Annotated in this window: 14 protein-coding genes and 1 tRNA gene; 11 read left to right on the top strand and 4 right to left on the bottom strand. The window is 54.9% G+C overall.

Annotated elements, in window-relative coordinates:
* Positions 1-12 precede the first annotated feature (12 nt).
* Both BQ7114_RS02840 and BQ7114_RS02835 read right to left on the bottom strand, forming a co-directional pair.
* On the bottom strand, positions 13-1185 hold the full coding sequence (locus BQ7114_RS02840; protein ID WP_230205949.1) for an AI-2E family transporter: 1173 nt from the start codon (positions 1183-1185) through the stop codon (positions 13-15).
* A 197-nt stretch (positions 1186-1382) separates the two neighbouring features.
* Complete coding sequence (locus tag BQ7114_RS02835; RefSeq protein WP_072341688.1) at positions 1383-2042, bottom strand: HAD hydrolase-like protein; 660 nt, start codon at positions 2040-2042, stop codon at positions 1383-1385.
* Between the two features lie 146 nt (positions 2043-2188).
* On the opposite strand from BQ7114_RS02835, the gene BQ7114_RS02830 reads away from it, so the two are divergent.
* The 10 genes from BQ7114_RS02830 to BQ7114_RS02785 all read left to right on the top strand — a co-directional run bounded on the left by BQ7114_RS02830 (position 2189) and on the right by BQ7114_RS02785 (position 14181).
* Positions 2189-2276, top strand: a tRNA-Leu gene (locus BQ7114_RS02830).
* 289 nt (positions 2277-2565) lie between these two features.
* Complete coding sequence (locus BQ7114_RS02825) at positions 2566-5019, top strand: hypothetical protein (RefSeq protein ID WP_072341685.1); 2454 nt, start codon at positions 2566-2568, stop codon at positions 5017-5019.
* A gap of 305 nt (positions 5020-5324) precedes the next feature.
* The gene (locus tag BQ7114_RS02820; protein ID WP_072341682.1) at positions 5325-6989 is read left to right on the top strand and encodes an L-lactate permease; all 1665 of its coding nucleotides are present in this window, start codon (positions 5325-5327) and stop codon (positions 6987-6989) included.
* Positions 6990-7005: 16 nt separating this feature from the next.
* Complete coding sequence (locus BQ7114_RS02815) at positions 7006-7794, top strand: (Fe-S)-binding protein (protein WP_072341679.1); 789 nt, start codon at positions 7006-7008, stop codon at positions 7792-7794.
* The gene (locus BQ7114_RS02810; RefSeq protein ID WP_072341676.1) at positions 7795-9360 is read left to right on the top strand and encodes a LutB/LldF family L-lactate oxidation iron-sulfur protein; all 1566 of its coding nucleotides are present in this window, start codon (positions 7795-7797) and stop codon (positions 9358-9360) included.
* On the top strand, positions 9357-9983 hold the full coding sequence (locus BQ7114_RS02805) for a LutC/YkgG family protein (protein WP_072341673.1): 627 nt from the start codon (positions 9357-9359) through the stop codon (positions 9981-9983). The genes BQ7114_RS02810 and BQ7114_RS02805 overlap by 4 nt, the downstream gene beginning before the upstream one ends.
* A gap of 207 nt (positions 9984-10190) precedes the next feature.
* Positions 10191-10883 (top strand): DsbA family oxidoreductase, encoded by a 693-nt coding sequence (locus BQ7114_RS02800; protein ID WP_072341670.1) that lies wholly within the window; start codon positions 10191-10193, stop codon positions 10881-10883.
* Positions 10884-10885: 2 nt separating this feature from the next.
* Positions 10886-11950 (top strand): GNAT family N-acetyltransferase, encoded by a 1065-nt coding sequence (locus BQ7114_RS02795; RefSeq protein ID WP_072341667.1) that lies wholly within the window; start codon positions 10886-10888, stop codon positions 11948-11950.
* Entirely contained in the window at positions 11947-13863 is a 1917-nt protein-coding gene (locus tag BQ7114_RS02790) for a M3 family metallopeptidase (protein ID WP_072341664.1), read from the top strand. Before BQ7114_RS02795 ends, BQ7114_RS02790 begins: the two co-directional genes overlap by 4 nt.
* Positions 13864-13872: 9 nt before the next feature.
* On the top strand, positions 13873-14181 hold the full coding sequence (locus tag BQ7114_RS02785; protein ID WP_072341661.1) for a hypothetical protein: 309 nt from the start codon (positions 13873-13875) through the stop codon (positions 14179-14181).
* Here BQ7114_RS02785 and BQ7114_RS02780 read toward each other — a convergent pair.
* Entirely contained in the window at positions 14178-15149 is a 972-nt protein-coding gene (locus BQ7114_RS02780; protein ID WP_072341658.1) for an aldo/keto reductase, read from the bottom strand. The two genes, BQ7114_RS02785 and BQ7114_RS02780, sit on opposite strands and share 4 nt — an antisense overlap.
* 45 nt (positions 15150-15194) lie before the next feature.
* On the opposite strand from BQ7114_RS02780, the gene BQ7114_RS02775 reads away from it, so the two are divergent.
* The gene (locus BQ7114_RS02775; RefSeq protein ID WP_072341655.1) at positions 15195-16049 is read left to right on the top strand and encodes an undecaprenyl-diphosphate phosphatase; all 855 of its coding nucleotides are present in this window, start codon (positions 15195-15197) and stop codon (positions 16047-16049) included.
* 120 nt (positions 16050-16169) lie between these two features.
* Here the strand turns inward: BQ7114_RS02775 and BQ7114_RS02770 are convergent, their stop codons facing one another.
* A complete protein-coding gene (locus BQ7114_RS02770) occupies positions 16170-17003 on the bottom strand; it encodes a RecB family exonuclease (RefSeq protein WP_072344678.1) in 834 nt (277 codons plus the stop codon).
* Between the last annotated feature and the right edge of the window lie 56 nt (positions 17004-17059).

Here is a 17059-nt window from a genome sequence, read left to right as displayed (position 1 = left end):
AATTGCATCCGATCAGCTTACAGATGGTCCTTCAACGATTTCTTTTGGACTTGGAAGATCCCCTTCAAGGGGTGGGTCTTCCTCATGCAGCTGTTGGTAGATGGCCCAGGCGGACGCGATTAGCGGAATGGAGAGTACCGCGCCGAAGATGCCGGCGAGTAGGGTTCCCGCGGTGACGCCGATACCCACAACCACTGGGTGGAGCGAGACTTGTGCGCCCATGATGAGTGGTTGGAGCACGTGCCCTTCAAACTGTCCGATGAGGGCGATGCCAATGCCAACGGCGATCATCATCCAAACACCCTTAGACGCAAGAGCCACGATCATGGCTATGCCCATGGCGGTGGGCGCTCCGATGAGGGGAATGAATGACCCGATGAATACCAGTACTCCGAGCGGTGCCGAAAGCGGGATGCCGAGAATCGTAAGGTATACGAACGCGAATATGCCGTTGGTTAGTGCAACCATCATGATGCCGCGAGCGTAGCCGGAGAACGTGTACCACCCGGCGGCTACGGCTTTGTGTGTGGATTCGCGGTGCCTTGCAGGCAAGCGGTTGAGGAACCAGATCCACATGCTCTTGCCGGAGTAGAGGAAGAAGATCGTGGCGAACAGCGCGAGCGCCATGATTGTGAATCCGATTGCTACCGATCCAAGGTTTGAAAGTGCTCCTTGGAGTATTTGGCCCGCGTTGGTTTCGATGTAGTTGCGTGCTTGCTCAATGGTTTGGTTGATCCAGTTGTAGATCTCATCGGAGGTGAGGTCTACGGCCCACGGCCCGGTTCTTACAAATTCGATAATCTGATCGATACCGTTGCCAAACTGTTTGCTAAGTGAGTTCCACTGTCCGGCAACGGATGTGACGACGTAGAAGATGAGGCCACCAAAAACGGCGGTGCTACCCAACAGGGCGATTATTTCGCTTAGCCATCTGGGCATGTAACGTTCGAGCCAGGTGACGATGGGATTCAGGATCGAGGTGACTACGAGCGCAACGAAGATTGCGACTACAACGGCGGCTACTTCGGATAGGCTCCACACGATGAGCGCTACGATGACTAAGACACCGAGGATCATCCACGCGGAAGTGCCGGCTTTGCGTAGCCAGGTGGGAATGTCGTCTGAGTGTACACGAGCGTGAGCTTTCGAGAATCGAGGGGGAATGCCTCTCGATGATCCACGCATTTTGTTTCTGCGGTGTTGGCGCGGCAGGGCCTCTTGGGAGAGAGGTCGCGGCGTCTCTGACGGTATTCCGACGTGTTTTGCATCGGTGCTGCGCGACATGATTGAGCGGGCGGTTGCTCCGGCTCTGTATGCTAGTCGCCTGATTTTGCCACTGTCTTCGTCTTTGTTCACGGTTTCAGCCTAGTTCGTTTTGATAGTTATTTCTTGGCCCGTTCGGTGATTGTTTCAACTAGCTGCGCCGGTGTGGCAACCGCTGCGGACGCGGTTTCGAATTCGCTCTGGTCGGTCCCTCCCCACAGGACGCCGATTACGTCGAGGTTGTTGGCGCGCGCACCTTCAACGTCGTGGATTCGATCGCCAATCATGATGGCACCTTCGCGATTGTAACCGTCAGCTTCTAGGAGGTTTAGTGCATCTGCGATGACTGCCGCTTTGGATTGATGGGCGGAGTCATTGGTGGAACCGACGACGTGTTTGAAGTAGGAATCAAGGCCGGCATGGGTTGCTATGGGCTTTGCCATGGTCTCGGTTTTTGAAGTTGCAATGGCAAGGGGGAAGCCAAGTTGATGTAGTTCTTGAATGGCTTCGAGAACGCCGGGAAAGAAAGGGGCGTCATACATGGTTTGACGATAGTAACGGCGGTAGGTGGCGATGGCGTCGTCGATGTGGGCGGGGTCTACCCTCGCGAAGTCGCGGAAGGAGTGAAACAGGGGAGGACCAACCCAGGCGCGCAGCTGCTCATTTGACTGTGGCGGCAGGCCCAGCTCGTCTAGTGTGTCCGCTACTGCTTGCATGATGATCGGGGCGGAGTCCACGATCGTTCCGTCGAAGTCAAAAAGTACGATATTGGTTTTCATGTTTTAACCCTATCTAAGCTTGATGCTTCGGTTATAAGGGCTGCCGCGAGGCGCGAAAAGGCACTATTTTGCGGGCGAGGCGGTGATTTGACACCACATGTGGATCTCATGCTAGAGTTTTCCTCGTTGCTCTAATGAGCCCCGATGCGCGGGTGGCGGAATTGGTAGACGCGCTAGCTTGAGGTGCTAGTTCCCACTTATTCGGGAGTGCGGGTTCAAGTCCCGCTTCGCGCACAGATGGTGAGGTAGCCGAAAGGTTGCCTCACTTTTGTATACGCTGGCGTGGTCGTTATCGCTTGCAACCTGGAATTTCGGGAGCATTTGAGGCGATTCTAATGCGACGTGTCTCAATTTGTGCGGGGACACGTATTGCTGTATCTGCCTCTGTTAGCATGGTGGAGAGTTCTCGAGATGCCTTGCGTGCAGGGTTCTTGCAAGGACTATGTCCCATAACACAAGGTTATGCGCATTAAGCTGCCCTGCAGCACTGTGTTGTTGCAGATATTTCCGAAGGGGAAGAACAGTGAAGATGACCAAGCGCCTTGCAGTTGCCGTTACTTCCGGCATGCTGATCGGCGGTTTGACATTTGGTGGTATTGCTGTGGCTGCTCCAGTAGAGTCTGCTCCTAATACGGATGCGAAGACCGCTGAAGTGGTTCAGCTGGAAAATGACTTAGCTCAGGCGCAGGAGGCGCTCAAGCAGGCAGAAGAAGAGCTTGCAGCGCAAGACGCGGAGGCTCCGGCTAAACTCGCGGCGGCACAGGAGGACGTTGACGCCGCGCAGGCTGCCGTTCAAGCCGCTGAGGAAGCTTTGGCAAATGCCAAGAGCACGCTTGACGAGGCTACCCAGAAGCAAGAAGCGGCCAAGAATGATCTCGATAGCAAAACTGTTGCGGCAGAAAAAGCTGCTTCTGAGCGTGACGCCGCGAAAAAGGCGTACGATGATGCCCTCGCCGAGCAGGCAAGTGATGAAATAATTGCGGCGTTGAAAGCAGATGTTGACGCCAAGCAGGCGGCTTTGGATTCCGCAAAGAAAAACGCGGAGGATGCTAAGGCCAAGGCTGATAACGCTAAGAAGGATGCCGCAGCAGCTCAGGTAGCTGTTGACGACGCTAAGGCCAAAGCCGATGCCGTTAAGAAGGCCGCTGATGAAGCTGCCGCTAAGCAGCAGGAGGCACAGAAGCAACGCGATGATGCCCAGCAGGCTGTGAATCAGGCTGAGGGTGCCCTCCAGGCAGCTGAAACCAAGCTCGATGAGGCATGCGCTCCTGTGGAAAATGATCCTGCGGTAAAGGCAGCGCAGCAAAAACTCGACGAGGCGCGTACCGTGCAAGCCGAGAAGCAGCAGGCTGTTGACGCCGCGCAGAAGAATGCCGAACAGGTACTCAAGGATGAGCAGCAGGGAACTGCGGGATTCTTCCGCTGGCTTGGAGCTGAAAAGAATGACCCGGATGCCACGCGCGCCTTTGAACTTCTAACTACTGGCAAATACACCGACGCAAGGGGTAGGTCACACGACATCAGTCAGACGGTTGATGCGCATGGTCCTTTCTTCTCTAAGACGGAGCTAAATAAGACGGGCGATGCGACAACCTTGAAGAATCTCAAGGCAACGCTCCCACACATAGATCGAGGTAACGAGCTCCGTCGTAACGACGATATCTTCCCCGGTCGCACCGAGTTTAAGATCAGTTCACTGCTGATGGCGGGATCGCAGCTTCAGACTAATGCGTCAAACTCTCTTATCGGTCACAGGGCAGAGGTAATCGGCGCTGAGAACCTTTCGTGGGGATATTCCGACCCCTATGATGGTTGGTACACCAAGGAAAAGAAGCTATATCTCGAAGCTCCCGTCGGTCCCAAGACTGACGCACAAGGCAATTCAACAGGCCATTACACGAACCTACTCAGTGAGAACTATCTCCTTACCGGCTTTAGCATTGTTAATAAACCGGGCACGAAGCACGGTATCGCCCACGGTCAGGTTTTTGATCTTACTTCCCACAAGTACACAGATCCGCAGGCTCCGTCGTACACCACTGCGGAGTACAGTGCGTTGATTAGCGAGTATGAAAAGTATCTCGAGAACGGCAAGAAAGAACTTCAGAATGCGCAGAACGCGCTGAATGAGGCTACTTCGAATGTCGAGAAGGCGCAGAAGGCTCTGCGGGATGCCAAGGCCGCGGCCAACGAGGCTTGTGCGGCAGCTACAGCGGAGCGTGACCAAGCCCAGGAGAACCTGGACGCTGCAAACAAGACGCTCAACGAGCTGGCCGCGCAGGCAGAAGCGGCAAAGCAGGCCGCTGAGGATGCTTCGCAAAAGAGCGATGACGCGCAGAAGGCTCTCGAGGAGGCCCAGGCTGATAAGGCCCAAAAGGATGCCGCGGTGACTGCTGCGGAGGAGGAAGCTGAGAAGGCTAATAACGCTATCGAGGCTGCTCAGTCCGCTCTTGAAGAAGCTCAGGCCGCACTGGCTGCCGCAACCACCGAACTCAATGATTTGAGGGAGAAAGCTGAGGCTGCGCAGAAGAAGGCGGATGAGGCTGCAGATGCTGTTGCTGACGCGAAGACGGCTTTGGCAGAAGCTGAAGGAGCTGCAGAGGCTGCAGCTCAGGCGGTTAAGGACGCTGAAGAAGCGCTGCAAGCCGCAACCGAGGCTTTGGAAGCAGCAGAGGCGGCTCGTGACGAGCTGGTGGCTCCAGCGCAGGCCTACGAGGACGCTTTAGCCAAGGTGAAGGAAGCGAAGGAAGCTGTCCGCAAAGCTCAGGCCGCATTGGACGCTGCAACCGCTCCGAGCGAGCCGGGTGAATCCGGCTCGGTGCTAAAGCCGAAGAATGAGAAGGATTCGGCTAACAAGGCAAACGGTGGCAAGTCGCTAGCGGCCACAGGAACGGCTACCACTTCACTTGCGTTGACTGTCCTAGCTCTTGCAGCAGCGGGCACCGTGATGGTGAGGGTACGCCGCACGAAGGGCTAATTCCCTCCAACCTAGAAAAAGGTCGGGCAATCATTCACTGCGAATGATTGCCCGACCTTTTCCTTCTCCCTTGGCGATGTCGGCAAAGGCAACCGCACTAACCGGTTAGATAGAGGCACTTTTAACGAAATCTTGCTTTTGGGAACGCCAGCGGTTTGAAAATCGCCTGACAGCTACGTTTGTATTTACCGCCCCTCTCGTTGCTATTTAGCGCATTTTCGGCGGTTCGATGGGGCGGTTTCTGAGAAAACTCCAATGTCAGATAAGTTAAGACGCAACTTTGGTCAACAACGAGGTTTCACTCAATGCTTATACCACTGACGGAAACTTTCATCCCGTCTATAACTGCGGTCGGTGGGTCGCTGACCATAACTGCCCTGGTCAGCCTCCTCCCACTTGTTTTCTTTTTTGTTGCCCTGGGAGCTTTTTCGTTACCCACCCACTGGTGCGCCGCTGGTGCGCTAATAATCGCTCTATTGGTGAGTATTCTTGGGTTCAACATGCCTCTTTCCATGACGGGCATGTCAGCTGTCGAGGGCGCAGCATTTGGCCTCATACCAATCATTTACATAGTTGTGATGGCAGTGTGGCTCTATAACCTGACAGATCGCTCGGGGCGCGCAAAGGATGTGCAGGCAGTCTTTTCTGCCGTTGGTAAGGGAGATATGCGTATCCAAGGCTTACTTATCGGATACGCCTTTTGTGGCTTGCTCGAGGGGCTGGCGGGATTCGGCGCTCCGGTGGCGATCGCGTGTACGATGATGTGGGCACTGGGGCTGCATCCCATCCGCGCGGCAATTGCGGTGATGGTGGGCAACGCCCTCAACGTCGGTTTTGGGGCCATGGCTATTCCGGTGACAACGGTTGGCAAGCTGGGCGGCGACGACGCCGCCTTGGTAGGCGCAACGATGGGGCGTATTACCCCTATTCTTCTCAGCGTTGTTCCATTCTTAATGCTATTCATCTTGGATGGCTGGCGTGGAATTAAAGAAGGGTGGCTGGCCGCTTTGGTCGCCTGGGTCGGTATGGGAACGGGCGTGTATCTGACGTCCAACTTCCTCTCCTACGAGTTAGCTGCCGTTGTAGGCTCTCTACTTTCATTCGCGCTTCTGGCGCTACTGCTTCGCTTCTGGACGCCGGCAACGCCGGAAGAGTTCCGCTCGCCGCAGCCGGCTGAATCTCTGTCTGGTTCACGAGTCGCGCTTGGCCTGTTGCCGTACTGGCTGGTGGTAATCGTTTTCGCGGTGGCAAAGCTGTGGAAGTTAGGCGTGGACATTCCAGCGACGCTCAGTGCAACCGACATCAAGTTCACATGGCCTGGCTTGTCCGGCGTGCTAGGAATGGACGGTCAACCCAATGCGTCTGTAACGTTCACCCTCCCGTGGCTTTCCTCGCCGGGCACCATGTTGCTACTTACCGGAGTGGTGGTTGCATTCGTGTACTCGCGCAGGACATCGGGCGGACGTTTTGACCTGCCATTCAAACAGGGGATGAGGACGTTGCTATCAACGGTCCATAACCTGCGCATCGCAATATTGACCATCTGCCTGGTGATGGCTTTGGCTTACGTAATGAATTTCTCGGGCCAGACCGTAGCAATCGGCGCATGGCTTGCAGCCACAGGAGTTGCTTTCGCGTTCCTATCCCCGTTCCTCGGTGGTATCGGCACGGCTGTCACCGGCTCGGCCACCTCGGCTGGCGCGCTGTTTGGTAATCTGCAGGCAACCGCCGCGCAAACCGCTGACCTCCCCGCTCGTCTTCTCTTGGGCGTAAACGAGGTAGGCGGAGGAATCGGCAAGATTGTTTCACCACAAAACCTTGCCATCGCTGCCGGTGCTGTGAAGTCGGAGGGCTCTGAGTCTGAGATTTTGAGAAAGGCCGCTCCTTACTCGTTGGGCCTGCTGGTACTCCTAGGTCTTATTACTGTTCTCGCTTCCAATGGAATCCTCGGATTCCTTATCGCAAGTTAAAAGAAAGGAATCCTTAATGAAAGTCGCGATCTTCGCAACCTGCATTAACGACGCCATGTTCCCGCAGGCGGCGCAGGCAACGGTTCATTTGCTGAGGCGTCTTGGGCATCAAGTGGTCTTCCCCCAGGACCAGGCGTGCTGTGGGCAGATGCATATCAATACGGGCTACTACCCGGAGGCTTTGCCTCTTATTGAAAACCACGTTCGCACGTTTGCCCCCGTTCTTGACGGGACGTGGGATGCGATTGTTGTTCCATCTTCGTCTTGCACTGGTTCCATTCGTCACCAACAGGCAATGGTGGCGCGCGAGTTGGGCCATGAAGGTTTAGCGCGCAAGGCTGAACAGATTGCTGAACGCACGTATGATTTGACTGAGCTCCTCGTAGACGTGCTGGGCACCACTGATGTGGGCGCGTACTTCCCGCACCGCGTCACCTATCATTCAACGTGCCACTCGCTACGGATTACCAAGGTGGGGGATCGCCCACTCCAACTGCTCAAGGCAGTTGAGGGTATTGAGTACATTCCGCTACCTGAAGCCGATGTTTGCTGTGGCTTTGGAGGAACTTTCTCGGTCAAGAGCCCGGAGGTTTCGTCCGCAATGCTTGCTGACAAAATGAGCAACATCAAATCCACCGGCGCAGAGATTCTCGTTGCCGGAGATTACTCGTGCCTGATGAATATCGCCGGTGGACTTTCTCGAACCCGTTCAGGTATTCGCGCCATGCATCTTGCGGAAGTTCTCGCCGGTAGCCAGGAGGATCCGTGGATTGCTCCCGCAACGAACACGAAGGTAGGTGCCTAAATGTTTGACAAGATTGAACAGCTTGGGTCGAAGTTGGGTCTGAACCCGGCTGAATGGTCTAAGAATGATATTGAAGAGCAGGAGCTCGGCTGGGTACCGGGACATCCTTTGCCGCAGGATCCATTGCGTTGGGGTAAGAGCTTTACTGAGGGATCGAAGGAGACGCTGCGCAATACGCAAATGCGTCGCAATCTTGGTTATGCAACTGGAAAGATCCGCGCCAAGCGAAATGTGCGCGTTTCGGAGATGCCTGATTGGGAGGATTTGCGCGAATCGGCCTCCAATATCAAGCGCAACGTGGCTGCAAACTGGACGGATCTGCTCGAAGAATTTGAAAAGAACGTAACGGCCCGCGGAGGTATCGTGCACTGGGCCCGTGACGCTGCTGAAGCGAATCAGATCGTGTACGAGATCGTTAAGGCGAAGCAGGTTGACGAGGTTGTCAAGGTTAAGTCCATGGCCACTCAGGAGATTAATCTGAATGAGTACCTGGGCGAAAGAGGTATTCAGGCGTGGGAAACGGACCTGGCGGAAATGATCGTGCAGCTATCTGAAGATATGCCGTCTCACGTAGTTGTGCCCGCTATTCACCGCAACCGTGCTGAAGTGAAAGCCATCTTCGAAAAGCGGATGGAGAATGTGCCAGACAACCTCACGAATGAGCCGCGCGTGCTCGCAATGGCTGCTCGTGCACATCTTCGCAAGAAGTTCCTCTCGGCCAAGGTCGCCATTTCGGGTGCGAATATTGGCGTTGCCGAGACCGGAACGGTTGCGATCTACGAATCCGAGGGCAACGGCCGCATGTGCCTGACTTTGCCGGAGACACTGGTGACGGTGATGGGTATCGAGAAGCTCGTTCCCACCTACCAAGACATTGAGGTGATCTCCCAGCTGCTTCCACGTTCGGCTACCGGTGAGCGCATGAATCCCTACACCTCATTCTGGACCGGTGTGACGGAAGGCGATGGCCCACAGGAATTCCACATCATCTTGATGGATAACGGCCGCACAAATGTGCTTCAAGACGAGGTTGGCCGCGAAGCCCTTAAGTGCATTCGTTGCGCGGCGTGCATGAATATTTGCCCCGTGTACCGAGTCACTGGTGGACACGCTTACAATTCAGTTTATCCCGGTCCGATTGGTGCCATCTTGACGCCGCAGCTACTTAACGCGACGGACCGCAGGGATCCGGCTGCATCCTTGCCGTTTGCATCATCACTGTGCGGCGCTTGCTTTGATGTTTGTCCTGTGAAGATCAACATTCCCGACATTTTGGTGCATTTGCGCCACAAGTACACCGAAGCTAACCGCGGCGGTATGCCTGATAAGTGGGATGTCGCAATGAAGGTCAGCTCGAAGGTCATGTCCTCAGGTAAGGGCATGGAGATGGGCGGAAAGATTGCTAACTCTGGTCGCGTTGTGGCCGGACCCGATCGCAAGATTGGCTTCCTCCCATTCCCGGTTGTGAAGGATTGGACTCGTACCCGTGACGTGCCTGCACCACCATCGCAGTCGTTTAGAGACTGGTGGGAGGCCGAAGGTAAGAATGAAGGAGAAGGCAAGTGAACGCAAAAAGTGAGATCTTTAGGCGTATCCGCGCCGCAGGCAGCATTAATGCTCCGCAAATCCCGCGCGATTACCGTTTCGGTAGTGATGCTCCGCGCTCTGAGGTAGTTGACGAGATGGTAGACGCCCTCATCGACTACACGGCGCAGGTTAAGCGCGTAAATACAGACGGTATCGAGGACGCGATTGCAAAGTTCCTTGCCGATACGAGCAGCGTTGTGGTTCCGGCTGGTCTTCCTAAAGAGTGGACGGAAGCAGCTGGTCGAGATGGCCGTGAGGTGAGGGTGGATGATCCAGCCCTCACAAATGACGAGCTGGATAAGACTGATGCGGTGGTGACCGCCTCGCGAGTAGCAGTGGCTAACTCGGGGACCATCATTCTGGACGGCACCGCAGATCAGGGTCGCCGTGCTATCACCCTCGTGCCGGACACGCACGTGATCGTGCTTCGCGCTGATGCGATTAAAGCCACGCTACCCGAGGCTGTAGCTGTGCTGGCGCAGAATCCAACGCGCCCTACCACGTGGATTGCGGGCCCTTCGGCGACGTCAGATATTGAGCTCGTTCGCGTGGATGGCGTGCACGGGCCCCGCAACCTTCGCATTGTGCTGGTAGAGGACTAGCCTTAAGCGCTAACGCTCCCCGAGAGTTAGGTTCGTTTACGCCCTGGCTTTCGGGGAGCCCGCTTGTATATCGCGGGAACGGCCTGCCCGGGTATTATTGGGGGTGCCTGACGGGTGTTTTTCCCGTTCTGCCCACGCGTTGCTCTTGTAGCATGACCAGGTGCAAGGCAGGAGGGCGGCCCTGTATCTAGCTAGAAGGTTTTGTGTATGCACATCGACGTTTGGACAGATATCGCATGCCCCTGGTGTTACTTAGGGGTGCGGCATTTGCGGCAAGCCCTTTCTACCTTCGAGCGCAAGGAGGAAGTCTCTGTACGCCTGCATGCCTACCTGTTGCAGCCGGAGCTGGATCAGACGCTGGACGAGTCTGAGCCTGATAATTTAGCGCGCACGAAGGGAGTGTCCCGGGCGGAAGTTGATCAGGTTCTGTCTTCACTTACAGAGCTTGCCCGCAAGGACGGCATTGATATTGATTGGGAGGGCGTGAAGGTTGCTCCCACAACGTCTGCGCACCGTCTGGTTGGTTTGGCCCGTGAGATCGACATGGAGCGCGACACGACGGTTGGTAGTGACACTTTGGAGCTGAAGGTGCATGAGGCGCTGCAGCGCGGTCGCTTCCAGCTGGGCATGGACGTGTCTAACCCGGAGTCTTTAATCGCAATCGCTCGTGATTTTGATATTCCAGGAGACCGCGTTCTGGCCACGCTCGAATCGCAAGAGAGCGCGGGAGAGGTATTCTCTGATTTCCAGATTGGTGTGCAAATGGGCATCGGCGCGGTGCCGGTATTCATTTTCGATAAGGCGTTGATGATGGAGGGAGCCCAGCCGCGCGTCGCGTTTGAGAACGCTTTGAAGGCGGCTTGGAATCACGCGAACCCAGATAGTCCGGTGGGAGAGTAGAGATGAACGTTTTAAAAGGTAAAAAGGTTGTATTGCGCAGGCCTCAACCCGCTGACGCAGGACGGTTGGTAGAGGTTTTAGATGATCCGCTTATCGCGAAGTACACCACGGTTCCGCAACCGTATTCCCTAGAGGATGCAAAGTGGTGGATTAATGCTTCCAGGCAACTGGAGGAACCTAATGCGACGTGGCTGGTGTGGGCCGATTCTGATCTGGTGGGTTGTGTTGGACTTGAGGATTTCGATGAGTCACAACGCTCGCTGAAGCTTGGCTACTGGGCTAGTGAGGCGGGGCGCGGGAAGGGTTATATTTCCGAGGCAACGCGGTTAGCGATCCAACACGTATTTGAAACACCTGGCGTCGATAAGATCGTGTGGCATGCGCACGTGGGTAATGACGCTTCGTGGAGGCTGGCGTGGAAGCTTGGTTTTGTTTTCGAGGGTGTGAATCGGCACGTACGGGAACGAAACGGCCGCGTGGTTGATATGTGGGCGGCGAGCCTCCTGCGCGGTGATTCAATGGAGCCGGCATGTGATCCCAACCTCCCGCACTATTTTGATTTTTCTGATCATTGCGATCTACCTCCTGCCAAGCGCCCCTATGATCCGCGACGCCCGCAAGCTCTGGTGCGCCAGTTCCATGAGGTTTACGGCCTGCCCGTGAAGCTTGGCGAGAAGCCGACTGCTGATACACAGCGCGTACATATGCGCATGAGCCTGGTGTCCGAAGAATTCACGGAGCTAACTACCGCCCTGTACGGCGGTGAGGCGGGCCAGATCATTGGACGGGCAGTGGCCGCCGCACGCGAGGCAGATGATGGCACGCGCGACACGATTGAGGTCGCCGATGCTTTGGCTGACCTTGTGTATGTTGCCTACGGTATGGCCTTGGAATGCGGCATTGACCTCGATGAGGTGCTGCGCGAAGTGCAGGCCTCGAATATGTCCAAGTTAGGCGCTGATGGTAAGCCGATTTACCGTGAAGATGGGAAGGTCTTGAAGGGCCCAGGCTTCTTCAATCCGAATATCGCCCGGGTTCTCGGGCTAGAAAGTGAAGATGATAAATGAGCAATATCGAAAAGGTGCTTCCTGATTTCAGCAAGTACAACGCCGCTGAGTGTGAGCGGGTAGCGTTTGAAGCTATCGCCGCATATCGCGCTGAGATAGGCGCGTTGGAGGATGCACCCGCTTCGATCGAAGGCTTTTTAATCCCGTTTGATGAGGCGGAATTTGAGTTCGACTGTGCGATTGGCCCCGTGTACACGCTTATTAGCGCGGTTGGAGGCCCGGAGTTTGACGCTTTGGAAGAAAAGCTCGATGAGCCGCTGACCAAGCTCCAGACGTGGTTGATGACCAATGAGGCGCTGTACGCGAGGTTCGTAGAGCTCTCGAAGCAGGACCTGGACGCAGAGTCGGCTTACATGGTCAGTGAGCAAATCAAGGAGTTTAGGCTCGGCGGTATTGACCTTGACGCGAATGGACGCAAGGCGCTTGAAGAAGCCGATCTGACGATCTCGCAGCTTGCAACAAGGTACGGTCAGATTGTCTCGAAGATGCTGGCAACGCCTGTGACTGTTGCCGGCAGGGAATACACGCTGAATAATTTCACGAACCAGCTTGCGCTTACCCAGTTGGATGATCCGAAGGCTCGAGCACAACTGTTGGCGAAGTCGATGGAGCGAGGCTTTGGCGGCGAGTTTGACACGCGCGGCATTGTGACCGAGATGGCGAGGCAACGTAATACGCGAGCTAAGCTTCTAGGTTTCAACAATCATGCCGAGGTTGTCCTGGAGACGGAAATGGCGCCTTCCACGGAGGCGGTTTACAAATTGCTCTCCGATGTATCAAAGGCGGCTGTTGCGGCCTCCAAGGTCGATGAAGTGGAACTTACCCGCCGCGCACAGGCCGACGGCTTGGAGCACTTTGCGGCTTCGGATTGGCTCTACTATCAGGAGAAGCAGAAGGCTGACGTTCTCGGTTTGTCCGCGCATGCACTGAAGCCTTATTTGGAGATGTGGAACGTGCTAGAAAACGGCGTGTTCTTCGCGGCAAACAAGATTTACGGCGTGAGCGCAAAGCGGCGCACCGACCTATCCGGTTGGGACCCTTCGATGCGCGTTTACGAGATTGAGGATGAGGTCGGTAAGTCCCTCGGTATCTTCCTGATCGATCCGTTTACCCGTGCAGGTAAGAGTGGCGGTGCTTGGATGGATTCACTGGTGCAGGGTTACTCAGCCACCGACTACGAGTCGATTATTATCAACTGCGCGAATTTTGAGCCGGTGGAGGATGGTCCGAAGTTCCTGGTGTGGGATGAGGTTGAGACTCTGTTCCACGAGTTCGGCCACGCCCTGCACGGTTTCTTGTCAAAGACTCGCTACTCTTCGACTGCAGGCACGGCTGTACCGCGTGATTTTGTGGAGCTTCCGAGTCAGTTGAATGAGATGTGGGCGTACAACCCGACGGTTATCGAGAACTTCGCGCGTCACTTCGAGACCGGTGAGGTCATGCCAGAGCAGATGCGCACGCAGCTTCGTGATTCGAAGACTTTCGGGCAGGCTCACGCAACCGCAGAGTTCTGCGCCTCAGCGCTACTGGATCAGGCCTGGTATTCCTGCGAAATTAGCGAAGATGAGGACGTTGCTCAGTTTGAGGCCGAGGCGCTTGAAAAGGCTGGTGTTGCTTCTGATTCGATTCCACCGCGCTATCGTTCTACTTATTTCCCGCATGCTTTCACGGTGGGTTACGACGCGGGCTACTACTCGTACATGTGGGCGGAGGCCTTGGTCGCTGAGTGTGAGAACTGGTTCCGCAACGTGGCCGCTATTGATGACGACAGTGGTTTGAACCGTCAGGCAGGTCGCCAGATCACGGACGCGATTTTGTCGCGTGGTTCGTCGCGTGATCCGCGCGAATCATTCCGAGAATTGATCGGTCACGAAGCTTCGGCTAAGGCTATTCTTTCTCGTCGAGGCCTGTAGAGTATAAGCATGGGTATGAATCCGACAGACGCATTGAATCGTCTTATCGCAGCGTTTGAAGCGCACGCTCAGGCTGCGCGCGCGGCCGATATGGCCGACTCCAGCATTGTTGAGGCCGCCGAGGCGCGCCTGCGCGATGCTTTCTTTACGTATGACGACGTGTTGTTTAACAACTACGGGGTCGATTTGCCGTTTGACATTGTCGATTCAGATTTTGATGACGACGATGACGATTTCGACGACTATTACGATGACGAAGACGATACGTCTGATGAGGATGATCTAGATTTTGTTGATCTAGATGACGAGGACGATTAGATCCCTTCTGTTTCGGGGTAGCTGCGCTTTATCGTAGATACTTCGTTAAGTGCATCAACGATTGGCTGGGGGAGTGCAAACTGCATTCCCTCAGCTATTTGTTTTGCTTGGAGTTCGCTGCGCGGGCCAACGAGAGCGGTGGTTACACCGGGTTGGCCTGTAATCCATGCGAGCGCCACGGTGGTTGCAGATACGTCGAGACCGGAGGCGGCGGCCAGGACAGCTTCGGCTATCGCGCTGTATTCATTGCTGAGGTAGGGCTGCACGAACCCGGAGAGAATTGGCGAGGCCGCACGTGAATCTGGTGGAGTGGTGTGACGGTATTTTCCGGTGAGAACGCCGCGCGCGAGTGCTGACCAGGCGATAAACCCGATGTTATCTCTGCGCAGGCCGGGCAGAAGTTCTCGTTCTACTCCGCGTTGTAGCAGTGAGTATTCTGCGCTGACAGAGGCGAGCTTTGTGCCAAATTCTTTGGCAAGGAAGTGTATTTTGGCCGTATCCCACGCGCTGAAGTTGGACACTCCGATGTAGCGGATTGCTCCGGAGCGCAGCGCCATACTCAGTGCTTCGAGGCTTTCCTCGAAAGGCGTTTCAGAGTCGGGCCGCGCAATGAGAAAAACGTCGATGTAGTCGGTTTTCAATGCCTCAAGCGAGCGGTCGATTGAACTAAGAATTGCGCTCTTCGAGCCGGAGTAGTGCAACCGACTGTCGGAGGTAACGTAGCCGCCTTTGGTAACAATGACTACGTCATCACGCGCAGTGCCGGTGGATTCAAGTACGGTTCCAACTGTGGATTCGGCCTTGCCTTCTCCGAATGTGGGTGAGGTATCGATTAGGTTTATACCTGCTTCAACCGCGGTATTCCAGATGCTTTCAGCTTCGTTGACTGTGGTATCGCGCCCCCAGGTGAGTGTGCCGATTCCGACGGGGGATACTTTCAAGCCTGTGTTACCTAGTCGATGTCGCATGTCTCATACAGTAGCGCACGTTGTTAAAAGATAGTGTTTGAAACTATGAACTGGCTTGAAGCAATCATTTTAGGACTGGTGCAGGGGCTTACGGAGTTCTTGCCCGTCTCTTCATCGGCGCATTTGCGTATAGTGGGCGAATTACTGGGCATGGATGATCCAGGAGCAGCCTTTACTGCTATAACTCAGCTTGGCACGGAAACAGCTGTATTAATTTTCTTTTGGAAGGACATTGTCCGCATCATCAGAAAGTGGTTTGGTTCTATGCCATGGGTTGGTGCGGAGCACCGTATTTCAGCCCGGGATTCGGATGTCCGTTTGGGCTGGATGATTATTGTGGGTTCAATCCCAATCGCGGTTCTCGGCCTGCTTTTAGAGGACTGGATTGATACCTCGTTTCGAAACCTGTGGATCACGGTGACGATGCTCGCCGTGTTTGCCCTGTTCCTTGGCGCGGCCGATAAGTGGATGCCACAACGAATGACGCTCGACAAGATGCGGTGGTCGGATGCGATTTTGTATGGTTTTGCGCAGGCACTGGCACTAATTCCGGGCGTATCGCGTTCGGGCGGAACGATCACGATGGGTCGTTTGTTGGGATATACGCGCGAGGCAGCCGCTCGCTACTCGTTTCTGCTTGCCATGCCGGCAGTGTTTGCGTCCGGGTTATATAAGGTTTACAGGGTAGCTGTGGGTGGCAACAGTGTGGATGTGGGGCCAACGGTTGTCGCCACACTTATTGCGTTTGGTGTTGGCTACGCGGTTATTGTTTGGTTCTTGAAGCTCGTTTCAACCAAGTCTTACCAGCCGTTCGTCATTTACCGAATTGTGATCGCAATCGTTATCGGGCTTTTGCTTGCGGGAGGGATTTTGAGCCCGATGGGTACGGCCGTGATGTGACGGGTTTGTTCTTAGAACTCTGACACGTTCTCAGTTTCCAATATTGTGGCCAGGTGAGGAATCACCTGGCCACAATCAGTTGGGTCTTTACCCCTGAAGAGTTAATGCAGGCAGATCCTTTTACCCTTTGATTTCGAGTAACCTCTCCAAGCCTTCTGCCGAGATTTCAGGTGTATCAGTTGAGTAGACAGGACAGAGACTTTGCACGCCGCACCAGTTGCAAAGTACCTGTTTTTTTGGCGGGAATAGTTTTTGGTAAGCCGCGGTTTCGATGTCTCGCCATATGCTAACAAGTTGGTGTTCGAATGCTTCTATTGATTGCGGCGTTGGGTCTAGCGTGAGTGTGCGTCCGTCCCCGAGGAAGACAAGTTGGGTGCGGGCCGGAAGACCTAACTCGGTATTGCGAAGAAGTAACGAGTAGAACCGCATTTGGAAAAGCATGTCTTCTTCGAAACGCTTTTGCGGTGATTTACCGGTTTTGTAATCGACGACGCGGATAGCTCCATTGGGCGCCTTATCAATGCGGTCGATGAAACCGTGAATAGCAATCTGGTTGCTGATTTCCACCCGAACAAATTTTTCGCGTGCATATGGCTCCAGACGGGCGGGATTCTCCATGGCGAAGTACTGACGCACCAGCGTGCGCACTTCTTCCTTCCACTTTTCCAATAGAACGTCGTCTTTGAACAAGGACAAGAACTGTTCGTCGTGAGCCATGGTTTTTTCATACAGTGGCCCAATCATTTCACTTGCAGTCTCGGCCGTGCGTTGCTGTGCAGGCAGATCGAAGAGGTCTTCAAGCACCGCATGCACAAGCGTCCCCCGGGTGGTGGCTGGCGAGGGTGGCTCTTTGAAACCATCTACTTGCGTGAGCCTAAATTTCATAGGACACTGCAACCAAGTTTTTGTGGAGGTTGCAGATAGGGCTTTGCGGCGTTTGCTTGTCTCACTCATGTGTCTACCGTATCGCGCGGTGCGCACATTGTTTGTTTTGTTTCCAAGTCCTATGC

Source organism: Actinomyces urinae, assembly GCF_900119695.1.
GTDB lineage: Bacteria > Actinomycetota > Actinomycetes > Actinomycetales > Actinomycetaceae > Gleimia > Gleimia urinae.
This window is presented reverse-complemented; position numbering and strand designations above follow the sequence as displayed.